Below are 12,169 nucleotides of genomic sequence, written 5' to 3' on the forward strand. Positions count from 1 at the left end.
ACGGATGCTTCCTTTGCAGATGCAGGGCAGATTTCCGCAAACGTTGCGCGACGCGTATGACGAATTAATGACCAGCCTTTGGAAACGATCAGGCTCCTGGAGGTTCAGGCAATCCCTAAAAAAACTAACTTACTTCTTGTGTTCGCGACTTTAACTTCGGTGCTTCCTCCAATCCGCCTTGTTCCATGATGATGCGGCGGAATTCATCGCGCTTTTCATGGATCGAGGCGATGACAAAGCCCATCGGAATGCCAAGATCGACCAGCACTGCCTCGGACAACTGAAGCGAGCTTTCAAGCGTTTCGGGTACGGCATCGGTCACTCCGGCCCGATATAATTCTGCTGCATGATTGGCGTCCCGGGCGCGGGAGATGATGGTCAGGTCGGGGAATTCGGACCTGATGCGCTTGACAATCCGGGCCGTCAAAACCGGCTCATCCATTGTCAGGATAAGTGCCTTGGCTTTGGCGATGTTGAGCCTTTCTAGCACCTCGTGCCGCGACACGTCTCCAAACATGACGTCATAGCCACGCCGTCGCGCCGATGTGACTGCATCAATGCTCGCCTCCACGGCTATATAAGGCTGATCATGTTTGGACAGCATATCGGCAATCAACATACCAACCCGTCCAAAGCCCACAATTATTGCGCGATCGCCGACGGATAAAGTTTCCGAACGCAATGGCTCACTTTCCCGCAATTCAATCCGTTTCGCCATATCATGGCCAATCCGCGCCAATATTGGTGTAATCGTCAAGCCAATGGCCGTAGCCGCTTGCCAGAAAGTTGCGGTTTCCGTGTCGATCAATTGCGCTGCACTGGCGGCGGAAAGCACGATCAGAGTGGTCTCTGACGGACTAGACATCAGAAGACCCGTTTCTGTTGCTGTGCCGGTTCGCGCACCGGCAATTTTCAACAACCCGCCTGTGACTAGCGACTTCACAATTATGATGCCTGAAACAGCCGCCGCCAATAAAGTCCAGTTTTGAAGGATGAAGTTAAGATCGATTTGCATACCTATCGTGATCAGAAACACACCCAAGGCAAGGCCCTTGAACGGGGCAGTGATAACTTCCACTTCATGCCGGTAATCGGTTTCAGCAATCAGCAAACCTGCAACCAACGCGCCGAAAATGGGCGACAGGCCAACCGCACTGGTTGCCAGACTCGCAACGATAACGACCAGTAAACTGGCGGCTAGAAATAGTTCCGGACTTTTGGTTCGCGCCGCCTGGCCAAAGAGATATGGCAGTAAAAACCGGCCAAGCAATAGCATGATGCCAACAACCAATGCCCCTTCCAATATGACAGTCACTAGCCCGTCGAACGATCCGCTGGCCGCTTTTGGAGCCAATGCCCCAAGGACAAAGATGATCGGTACAATCGCCAGATCTTCGAATAAAAGCATACCGAGCGCGCGCTGACCGACAGCGGATTGAGTGCCTGCGATGGGAACGACTAACGCGGTCGAAGAAAGTGCCAGCGCCAGCCCTAAACCAACGGCACTTGCAGCACTATAATCGAGAAATGAGAGCCCCAATGCGATCAGCAAGCCGCCGCCAAAAAGCTGCGCCGGACCTAAGCCAAATACCGTCCTTCGCATTTTCCAAAGCCGCCGGAACGAGAGTTCGAGCCCGATGGTAAACAAAAGAAGGATTATTCCATAATCGCCCAGTGGACTAATTTCTTCGACATCAGAGATGGTTATCCAGCGAAGCCACGGGAAACTGTCTGCCAAAGAACCAAGGCCAAAGGGGCCGACCAATACCCCTACTAGCAGAAATCCGACGATCGGGTTTATACGCACCCGGGCAAATGCGGGAATGACAACACCGGCGGCACCTAAAATTACCAGCGCGTTGCCGAGGCCTTCTGTTTGGAGTTCGCCTGCCATACTGCTTTTTACGCACAAGCATCACGCAAAGGGAAGGGCGGTACCAACAAAAAAGCGCGGGACATATGCCCCGCGCTTCAAAAGTCTTATTCAAAAAGCAGCGTTTATTGCCAGCTTCCCATTTTATTTTCGAGGTTGAGGCGTACCTGTTCGAAAAACTGTTCGGTGGTCATCCATGCCTGATCCGGACCGATCAATATGGCGAGGTCCTTTGTCATATGGCCGTCTTCAACCGTTTGAATGCACACATCTTCCAGGGTTTCGGCAAAGCGGGTAACGTCAGGAGTTTCGTCGAATTTGCCACGGAATTTCAAGCCGCCTGTCCAAGCAAAGATGGACGCAATCGGGTTGGTTGACGTCGCCTTTCCTTGCTCATGCTGACGGAAATGCCGGGTTACGGTGCCATGTGCGGCCTCTGCTTCGACGGTTTTACCGTCCGGCGTCATCAGGATTGACGTCATCAGGCCGAGCGAGCCAAAGCCTTGTGCAACCTGATCGGACTGCACATCGCCGTCGTAATTCTTACAGGCCCAAATGAACTTGCCCGACCATTTCAAGGCCGATGCAACCATGTCGTCAATCAGACGGTGTTCGTAAACAATGCCCAATTCCTTGAACTTCGCTTCAAATTCATTCTCATATACATCTTGAAAGATGTCTTTGAACCGGCCGTCATAGGCCTTCAGAATTGTGTTCTTGGTCGACAGATATACAGGCCATTGACGACCTACGCCGTAGTTCAGTGAAGCGCGTGCAAAATCGCGGATCGAATCGTCGAGATTGTACATAGCCATCGCAACACCCGATGACGGATAACGGAACACTTCTTCGTCAATGGTTCGGCCATCATCCCCGTCCCAGACAAGGCGAAGCGTGCCAGGGCCAGGCACAAGGAAATCTGTCGCGCGATATTGGTCGCCAAAAGCATGACGGCCGACAACAATGGGATCGGTCCAGCCCGGTATCAGACGGGGAACATTTTGGATGACAATAGGTTCACGGAAAACAACGCCGCCAAGAATGTTGCGGATCGTGCCATTTGGCGACTTCCACATTTTTTTAAGACCGAATTCCTCAACGCGCGCCTCATCCGGTGTAATCGTCGCACATTTGACGCCGACGCCATATTTGCGGATCGCATTGGCCGAATCAACCGTGATGCGGTCGTCCGTTTCATCACGCTTTTCAATGCCCAAGTCGTAATATTTTAAGTCAATATCCAGATAAGGGAGAATCAGGCGCTCGCGTATCCATTCCCAGATGATGCGAGTCATTTCATCGCCATCTAGTTCGACGACTGGATTTTTCACCTTGATTTTTGCCATGACGGGACGCGCTTTCAATTGGGATGATCGGATCTTTGAGCGGTGCCATAGCAAAGTCTGTCATATGTTCAACTGCGCTATCACAAGCGCGGCATCTGGCGGAAATGGTTGTAACATCGCACGCCTTCCCCTAGCTAGGGCCCATGAGCAGACAAGAACTGACGAACCGGGGTACCGGGGTCGCAAAATGGTCGTTTCCACCCGTTCATCCAGAAGGCCGAAAATTCGGTCTTATTGCTGGCGGGTTAACTTTATTCTTCGCTATCATGGCGTGGGAAACGCTTGCGTGGCCGATGGCCGCAGTCACCATTTGGACTCTCGCATTCTTCCGCGACCCTGCACGGGCGACCCCGATTGATGACCGATTTGTTGTATCGCCCGCCGATGGCCTGGTCACGTTGATTGAGCGGGTCATGCCACCCTCTGAACTTTCCGGTCCGGACGGTTTGGGCGATCAACCTTTGACCCGCGTTTCCATTTTTATGAGCGTGTTTGACGTTCACATCAACCGGACCCCAATTCGCGGTACGATAAAGCAAGTGATCTATATTGCGGGCAAATTTCTGAACGCCGATTTGGACAAGGCCAGCGAAGAAAATGAACGCCAGCATTTCCTTGTGGAACGCAGCGACGGTGTGCGCATTGGGTTTACACAGATTGCAGGCTTGGTTGCGCGGCGAATCATCGCATTTGTGAAAGAAGGCGACAGCGTCGCAAACGGACAGCGCATTGGTCTTATTCGTTTTGGCAGTCGCGTTGATGTCTATTTGCCTCAGGGTACGGCATCGCGTGTCATAAAAGGTCAGCGATGTATTGCAGGCGAAACGGTGATTGCGGAACTTGGGGTCGACCAGGATCTGGTCGCTATTGCGCATTGATGAAGAATGGTTCGACCCTTCCCGGAATATCGCTACGGGCGCTGGCACCCAATGCGGTAACGGCATTGGCACTGTGCACCGGGCTTTCTGGCGCATGGTTCGCATTGCAGGGACGCTGGGAAAGTGCTGTGGCCGCGATTGTCGTTGCAGGTATATTGGACGCAATGGATGGCCGGATAGCTCGTATGTTAAAGGGCGAAAGCCGTTTTGGCGCAGAACTTGACTCGTTATCGGATGTAATCTCGTTCGGCGCGACGCCAGCCCTGATCATATATATTTGGGTGATGCAGGATATGCCCCGCTTTGGCTGGACGATCTGTGTGTTCTTTGTGCTGTGTGCGGCGCTTCGGTTGGCACGGTTTAATGCGCGCATCGATACCGATGATCAGCCCCATAAATCGGCCGGTTTTAACACCGGAGTGCCATCCCCGCCCGGTGCCGGACTGGCGTTGCTGCCAATGCTAATTTGGTTCGAAACGGGTCAAGAATGGGTTAGGGATTACCGATTTATCGCGCCTTGGCTCCTCATTGTCGCCGTGCTCATGATCTCCAATGTCGCAACATTCAGTTGGTCATCCATCAAGGTCCGCCCAAGCTTTCGCTTTATTGCGTTGGCTGGTGTCGGCCTTTTTGGCGCAACCTTAGTGGCCGCCCCGTGGGTCGCGTTGATCGGCGCGAGTGTTGTTTATGTAGGTCTTTTGCCATTCAGTATGATGAGTTACGCGAAAGTAAAACGTGCACGTAAAGCGATGACTATAGAATCTTGACGTTGCCAGCCAACCAGCTATGTTCCATTTTCGTTCTATTATGGGAGTAGCAAGTTGGAGCCGTTAGTGATCGCTATAGTCGGCATGTGCGCGCTTTTGCTCGGACTGACTATTGGCTGGTTCGCGGGTCGCCACGGCAAAAATGACGGGACCGAAACAGTTGCGTCTATGCGGTTGAGCCTCGATGGCGTCATAGCCGAAAGAGAAGAAGCGCGCATAAAGCTTGCACAGGCTGAAACGGCATTAAATGAACGCGAACATTCTTTTGAAGAACAATTGTCCACATTGGCGGCCGCAAAAGAATCTTTGGCGGGGCAGTTTGCCGAAATAAGCCAAAAACTGCTGCACGATGCACAAGCATCCTTCTTACAACGCGCCAATGAACGCTTCGATCAGGCTGGTGAGAAAAACGAAGAAAAGATTAAATTGCTGCTCTCGCCTGTGGGCGACAAGCTCAAGGCTTATGAGGAGCAAGTCGATCGAATTGAAAAGGAACGATCCGCCGCTTATGGTGACTTGAAAGGCTTGATCGGCGAGATGAAGCAAGGGCAGGAACGAGTCACAACCGAAGCCGCTAAAATCGTCAATTCGCTCCGCTCTGCACCCAAGGCGAGCGGACGATGGGGGGAACAGCAATTTGAAAATTTGCTTGAGATAGCGGGTTTGAAAAGCGGGATAGATTATCAAAAAGAAGTCAGCGTTACGAGCGCGGACGGCATTTTCCGTCCCGATTTTGTTATCAATTTGCCCGGCGACCAAAGATTGATCGTCGATATAAAATGTCCGCTTGATGCATATTTGGCAGCCGTGGATGAAGTGGAGTCCAATGCCCGGTTGGCATATATGAAAAAGCACGCGAACGCGGTGAGTGGACATGTCCAGTCGCTGGCTTCGAAGGCGTATTGGAACCAATTTGATAAAGCACCGGATTATGTTGTTCTCTATATTCCGGGTGATAATTTCCTCTCTGCGGCATTAGAGCATGACCTCGATTTGTGGGAGCGCGCTGCCCGAAATAGGGTCATAGTGTCGGGACCTGCTACGTTCTTTCCTCTGGCGAAAACTATTGCCGGTATGTGGCGCCAGAAGAAATTGAGTGACGAGGCGCGCCAGATTGGGGCGCTGGGTAAAGAAATGTATGACCGCCTTGCTGTGGCGGCAGAGCATTTGAAGAAAGTGGGTTCGAGCTTGGGCCGAACGGTCGGTCAATATAATGATTTTGTCGGTAGTTTTGAACGCAATGTCTTATCAACAGGACGTAAATTTGCCGATTTGAACATTGAAACAGGAAAGCGGGATCTTGAAGATGTTTCTGAAATAGAGGCTTTGCCGCGATACAATGAAGAAGCCGCCAACAGGATGATAGAAGACCAAAGTGAGGCGGCGGCATAACACTGCAGCTTTTCGAACCTGGATCTCATAATAATAACCTGCAAGTCCTCCATTCCCGGGCGTTCACCGGGTAACCAACCAGCATATTGTATGACCTGTCTCATATGAGTTTAGACCATTAAGCTATTCCGTCTCAAAAAAATGCGGAGTCAGGGCTATTGAGACAGTTTGGGTGTCTCGTGAAACTGCTCCGGGAGGATATACCGTATTGATACATGATAATACTGACACGGGTGCTTCAACTTTATACCCAATGGCTCGCGCTCCGCATGTGGTTGGCGGATTGCAAAAGAGAAGTCCTAGAAATGAAAGTTATTTAGCCACCCTGATCGTGCCGACTTGGCGGTCCAAAATATCACCGACCCATCCACCGGCGGGCTTGAACTCGAACGTCAGAAAGTGGGCCGATAGGCGACTGTCCCCTTTTGTGGAGGAAAACGGCAGACATTCCGCTGGAGAAACTTGAGGATAGCTATCGCTAACACTGCAAACGTCGAGGTGTCGCGTAGAGTTGGTGGAAAGCTGTCTCATGTTGGCATTGGTAAGGAGGTTCTCCTTCGCAACGGGCCACTGCCTCCCAAGCCGAATTGCAACTACTTTTGACTATACCGCATGGAAATCTCCTCAAACTATGCGAACCAGCCTTAATCTGGGTGTTCCCTTAGATAGTTTCGTTTGCCAGTCGTTCGAAGACTGCAAGAACTTGCGTCGGTGTGGCAGCCGCAATCGCACCAGCGGCGACCTCTTGCTGGGTCCACATCCAGCTGCGCGCAGGATCGTCGCGCATTGCCCATTTAGGGAAAAGCCGATCTGTCACGAGGCGCGAAACCAGCAGGTTCATTTCCAGATGCCGGTCATCGGATTTAATCCTCTGAAAAGTGGCTTGGATCGCTGCATCCGGCCCCTCGATCAACTGCAAATACATATCGGCTCGGCAAATCAGCGTGCCGGTAATATCGTTTCGGCTGTTACGCACTCGTGATATGGTTAGGATATCGTCGAGTACCGAAGCGTCAAATCCGAACGGCTTAGATGAATATACGATCTGAGTAAGGGGCATCAATAATTCCTACTGGTCAATGTTTTATAAAGACCGAAGTTTTGCCCGAATCAAATGCGATGAATTCGTAGCGGTCGGACGCGTAACCGGGGCTTACCATACAATCCGCCAATTCGAGCATCACCTTCATGCTCATAACGGGTCAAATACACGTTCTGCAAGGAGGAATGGCTTCCACTGCACATGCTATCGACGATATAATCTATCACCCAAGTGGCGCCCTCGATCGCCCCATGCGGGCGCGAAGCTAACCGCCGAAGGGAAGCGCGATTGCGGGCATTACGTCAAAAACTCGGCTTCCGCTAACATTGCTGCCGTCCATTCGAACTAATTTGCTCCTTAATAGCTGCCATACGTTCATCCCTCGAGTTCTCACCATTGATGGCAGCAACTGGGCCGTCATCAGACCGCCCCGTTCTGTCCGTTCAATTCATTGTTATTGGCATTTCGGGGAGTGACCATGTAGAATATGACCGTGGCTGTGCCTGTGCCCACAAGCGTGGCGAGTATATCGTGCGCGTCAAAAACGAGCCGTTCGCTCGTTCTTTGAAAGAGTTCCCAACCAAATAACCCCAATGCGCTGACAGTGGCGCATACAAAAAACCAATATCTTGCCGCCGCGAAGTTGGCGTTTCGTGTCTGGTCAGCCCAAATGCTCATCAGTACAAAACTTATGGCAATCGCAGCAGCAAAGTTTGGTGTGACGCCCATTAGATACTCGCTGACGGGTTCCAGACGCATCTGGCGTTCCCGAAGCCAGTCTATGCCCGAGAGCAATGCCAAAGCACCAATTCCGACAAGACCGTAACGTGTTGACAGTTTCAACGGCTGTGTTCCAAAAAAGCTGCAATAGTTATAACGTTGTTGGTGATGTTAGCAATAATGCTGAGGCGCCAGCATATCCAACGTTTACCATTGGATCCGAGGCTGCAATCCTGAAGTCAAATAGTTCATATCGACTGTCGCCGACACTTCCGCCATCAAGCTACATTCTCGGTCAACTCAAAAGCTCCCGTCTGTTTAGTCCCATTTTAATGTCTAATTTTTGGGTCGGGAGCGGACTCTCCGGATTTGAGTCGCAAAAGACCTTAAGCAGACATAAGTCCGATCACTTTGCGATGTTGCGCGGTTTCAAATAAGCCGATACGTCAATCCAAACTGTTTTGGGGTCTTTGCCATGTTCCGATCTGCCGTCTTTGTACTTTTTGCGTTCTCAGCCCCCGTTGCTGCGGAAACATGGCAACCAGAAGAAGCTGCGATGCGCGGCCATGTCGGATTTCTGGCCAGCGACGAGATGAAGGGACGCGAAGCCGGAACGCCCGAATATGACATTGCCGCTCGGTATGTTGCTGCCCAATTTGAAACCATGGGATTGAAGCCCGCCGGAGCAACGGACAGTTTTATCCAACCTGTGCCGCTCGTGACATTTCGCGCGGCTGACAAAGGTAGCATTTCCCTCATCAGCGGGTCGACGGAAACCCTGCTTGAATTCGGCGTTGATTACCTCCCGGGCACCACCCCCCTAGCACCGGAACTGAAACTAGACGCACCATTGGTATTTGCAGGCTTCGGGGTGGTTGCGCCTAACTTCAAACGCGATGATTTTGCTGGAATCGACGTAAAGGGCAAAATTGTCGTCCTGCTTGCGGGCGCACCATCCTCACTGCCAACCGAGGAACGCGCACATTACGCAAACGTAGTCAGCAAGCGCGAGCTTGCCGCCAAGCGCGGTGCAGTCGGCATAATCCTCGTTGATACGCCGACCCGCGAGAAAGTTTCGGCGTTCACGCGACGTGTACGCAACTGGCAGTATTTGGGCGCGACTTGGGCTGATGGTAACGGCATGCCCTCATATCCTGGCGGCACAGCGCCAATGCTCGCGTCTGTAAGTCTTGTAGGAGCAGCAAAATTGTTCGCTGCTATGCCTGGCGGTGCGGAGATCGTCTTTGCCGCCTCGGAAGGCAAAATGGGTAATCCCAAGCGTATGGCCTTGCCGACCAGGGCGCGCGTGACACTCAAGACCGAAATCAACCGCGTAATGAGCAGTAATGTTGCTGGCATATTGGAGGGCACAGACCCGGTTCTGAAGGACCAGGTCATTGTCCTGTCTGGCCATCTCGATCACACTGGAATTTGCCCTGAAGTAAAGGGCGACAAGGTCTGCAACGGCGCCATGGATAATGCGATGGGTATCGCGTCGATGATCGAAGTTGCGCATGGCTTCAAACACCTGAAAGCCCGGCCGAAGCGCTCGATCCTGTTCCTTGCCGTTACTGCAGAGGAAAAGGGTCTAGTCGGGGCGGACTATTTTGCCCAAAATCCGACGCTGCCGAAGGCCAATCTTGTTGCGAATGTTAATCTCGACATGCCGATCGTGACTTATGACTTCAAGGATGTCGTCGCGTTTGGTGCCGAACGCTCTTCGATCGGGCCTGCGGTCGCGCGTGCAGGCGCTGCGATCGGGATTGCGCTCGTACCAGATCCGAAACCGGAAGAGGGTCTTTTTACGCGATCGGACCATTACCGCTTTGTGCAGCAGGGCATTCCTTCTGTTTTCCTGGTGACCGGTCCAGGTGGTGACGGAGTTGCGGCGGGTGCTGCGTTCCTGACGACACATTACCATCAGCCGTCGGATGACATGAACCTGCCAATCAAATGGGGAGCAGCCGCAAAGTTTGTTGGGCTCAACCTCGCGATCGCACGCGATCTGGCGGATGCGGACGAACGGCCGCGCTGGAACAAAGGCGATTTTTTCGGGACGCTTTATAAAGGATATGGCGCAACCGGAAACTGAACGCGGCTGATGGTTTTTTGCAAGATATGACTAAATGGATCACCGTTAAAACACAGGGGTAGGATGCATGGAACAGGGTATATTGACACGCAGAAGTCTGCTTGGTTTCGCACTAAGCTCTACAGCAGTCGCAACGTTTCCGCTTCATGCACAGGTTTTTCCACCGGCCGGATATGGGAAACCGGCCGGCACCTTCCCCTTTGAACCTGAAGTATTTCGGGAACGTCGGGAACGTTTAATGCGGGAGCTTAAAACCGGACTTGCCGTGTTGTACGGGGCCGACAACGTGGTCACTAACTCGCCCGTTGGCCCCGCTTTCCAGCAAGACCCGGATTTCGCTTGGCTGACCGGCGTTACCGACGAACCTGGTGCCGTGCTCGTCTTGGCGCCCGGGGAGCTTCAAGACCGCGAGATGCTGCTGCTTCCGTCAAGGAACCCCGAGACTGAGCGATGGAACGTTGAGCGCGTTCCTTTAGGAGCGGAAATTGAACGCAGAACTGGCTTCCAGCAGGTCGCCAGGGTCAGCGCGCTCGGGGGTTTGGTAACGAATCTCGCAGCCCGTCATAAAGAACTGCATTTTTTGGGACCCTTGGTTGGGCCGAGTTCCCCAATTCCCCAAGTGCTTGACCTCTATGGCAAGGTTGCGCAACGGATTCCCGGCGCGAAGACGATCGACAGCTCGAAAATATTGCCGAGTTTGCGGATCGTAAAGGAACCCCGCGAGCTAGAGATGATCAAGAAAGCAGTGGCGGCTACGCGCCGTGGTCATTTGGCAGCTATGCGGTCGGTGCGCCCCGGTTGGAATGAGCGGCAACTGACAGAATTAGTTGAAGCTGAATTTAGAGCCGGCGGCGGTCAAGGGCTTGGTTATGGAAGTATCGTGGCGGCGGGACGTAACGCGGCTTCTCTGCATTACACTGGTGGCGAGGGCCCTATCAACGAAGGGGAAATGATCCTGATCGATGCGGGCGCTTCCGTAGGGGGCTACGCATCCGACATTACGCGGACATTCCCTGCAAGCGGCGTGTTCACACCAAAGCAGCGCGCAGATTATGACCTGGTGCTAGCGGCGCAAAATGCCGCAGTGCAGAAACTTAAGGCAGGCGTTCACTTTCGTGACCTGAGCGAAGCAGCCAAGGACGTTTTTCGTCGTGCAGGACGGATTGATGAATTTTCCCACGGACTTGGCCACTTTGTCGGCCTGCACGTGCATGACGCTGGCGATACATCTCAACCATTACCCGCAGGGGCGGTTCTAACCATCGAACCCGGCCTGTATCTCCAATCAGAGAACTACGGCATCAGGATCGAGGACATGTATCTTGTTACCCCGACTGGGTCGGAGCACCTCAGCGCGGGCATACCGAGAACCGCGATCGAGATAGAGCAATTTATGGCGGCTGGGCGCACCTGATATATCCAGAGCAGAATAGCCGCAAATTACGCAGAGCTTTGGATATGGGTACTGCTTTTGGGAAACGCCAACTGGACCTTGAACGTCCGGGATTGCGATGGGGTTGTGCTGCTCATGCTGAGAGGCAAGCTTGATTGGTTTAGCTCGCTCAACAACGCGAAATGGCCGTTCAGGTCGTCTCCTAATGAAATCGGCAGCTGCGAATATCGCGTTTGTCTCCACCCTAATGTGAATCTCCAAAACGGTATCTCAATAACGCATGGATACTGAATACACTTGTGTGACGACTAACACAGCCCTTAGTCTGCAGGAATACCCAGTCGGCTGGGTAGCCGATTTAATCTCGACGGGCATTGGCCCATGTTGCATCCATGTTGCATGGAGCTGCCGGAACCCAGTTTAAATGCAGAGAAACCCGCGGAAATGCGTGGTGCTTTAACGTAACACTACAATTACGATTCTGCAGTTACTTTGAAGATAATTATTACTATAAATCAATATGATAAACTGGTTCCCCGGTAAAGAGGGCAAGTGATGGTTTGTATACGTCCGTAAGAGTACAATATATCCCTATAATACAATAACATGGGAGGGTAGTATAGCGCTTTTGTCTCCGTGTGGTTCCGCAAATATTCTCTGAAAACC

At 52.4% G+C, this 12,169-nt stretch carries 9 protein-coding genes; 5 read left to right on the forward strand and 4 right to left on the reverse strand.

The features are described 5' to 3' along the window. Positions 1 to 124 precede the first annotated feature (124 nt). Both ACEW72_RS12960 and ACEW72_RS12965 read right to left on the reverse strand, forming a co-directional pair. On the reverse strand, positions 125 to 1,894 hold the full coding sequence (locus ACEW72_RS12960) for a cation:proton antiporter (protein ID WP_373476809.1): 1,770 nt from the start codon (positions 1,892 to 1,894) through the stop codon (positions 125 to 127). A 104-nt stretch (positions 1,895 to 1,998) separates the two neighbouring features. Beyond that, positions 1,999 to 3,219: an NADP-dependent isocitrate dehydrogenase gene (locus ACEW72_RS12965; protein ID WP_373476810.1), complete on the reverse strand. Its 1,221-nt coding sequence runs from the start codon at positions 3,217 to 3,219 to the stop codon at positions 1,999 to 2,001. Between the two features lie 143 nt (positions 3,220 to 3,362). On the opposite strand from ACEW72_RS12965, the gene ACEW72_RS12970 reads away from it, so the two are divergent. The 3 genes from ACEW72_RS12970 (at position 3,363) to ACEW72_RS12980 (ending at position 6,256) form a co-directional block, all read left to right on the forward strand. Beyond that, the gene (locus tag ACEW72_RS12970) at positions 3,363 to 4,097 is read left to right on the forward strand and encodes a phosphatidylserine decarboxylase (RefSeq protein ID WP_373476811.1); all 735 of its coding nucleotides are present in this window, start codon (positions 3,363 to 3,365) and stop codon (positions 4,095 to 4,097) included. Then, the gene (locus ACEW72_RS12975) at positions 4,097 to 4,864 is read left to right on the forward strand and encodes a phosphatidylcholine/phosphatidylserine synthase (protein ID WP_373476812.1); all 768 of its coding nucleotides are present in this window, start codon (positions 4,097 to 4,099) and stop codon (positions 4,862 to 4,864) included. The genes ACEW72_RS12970 and ACEW72_RS12975 overlap by 1 nt, the downstream gene beginning before the upstream one ends. Before the next feature lie 66 nt (positions 4,865 to 4,930). Beyond that, the gene (locus tag ACEW72_RS12980) at positions 4,931 to 6,256 is read left to right on the forward strand and encodes a DNA recombination protein RmuC (protein ID WP_373476813.1); all 1,326 of its coding nucleotides are present in this window, start codon (positions 4,931 to 4,933) and stop codon (positions 6,254 to 6,256) included. A gap of 661 nt (positions 6,257 to 6,917) precedes the next feature. Here ACEW72_RS12980 and ACEW72_RS12985 read toward each other — a convergent pair. Beyond that, positions 6,918 to 7,316, reverse strand: coding sequence for a BLUF domain-containing protein (locus ACEW72_RS12985; RefSeq protein WP_373476814.1), 399 nt, complete (start codon positions 7,314 to 7,316; stop codon positions 6,918 to 6,920). A gap of 402 nt (positions 7,317 to 7,718) precedes the next feature. Next, positions 7,719 to 8,141, reverse strand: coding sequence for a hypothetical protein (locus ACEW72_RS12990; RefSeq protein WP_373476815.1), 423 nt, complete (start codon positions 8,139 to 8,141; stop codon positions 7,719 to 7,721). Positions 8,142 to 8,493: 352 nt separating this feature from the next. Here ACEW72_RS12990 and ACEW72_RS12995 point away from each other — a divergent pair, with 352 nt between their 5' ends. Both ACEW72_RS12995 and ACEW72_RS13000 read left to right on the forward strand, forming a co-directional pair. Next, on the forward strand, positions 8,494 to 10,110 hold the full coding sequence (locus ACEW72_RS12995; RefSeq protein WP_373476816.1) for a M28 family metallopeptidase: 1,617 nt from the start codon (positions 8,494 to 8,496) through the stop codon (positions 10,108 to 10,110). A gap of 67 nt (positions 10,111 to 10,177) precedes the next feature. Beyond that, positions 10,178 to 11,524, forward strand: a complete 1,347-nt coding sequence (locus ACEW72_RS13000; protein WP_373476817.1) for an aminopeptidase P N-terminal domain-containing protein — start codon at positions 10,178 to 10,180, stop codon at positions 11,522 to 11,524. Positions 11,525 to 12,169: the final 645 nt, after the last annotated feature.

The sequence above is a fragment of the Sphingorhabdus sp. genome, from assembly GCF_041737645.1.
Lineage (GTDB): Bacteria > Pseudomonadota > Alphaproteobacteria > Sphingomonadales > Sphingomonadaceae > Sphingorhabdus_B.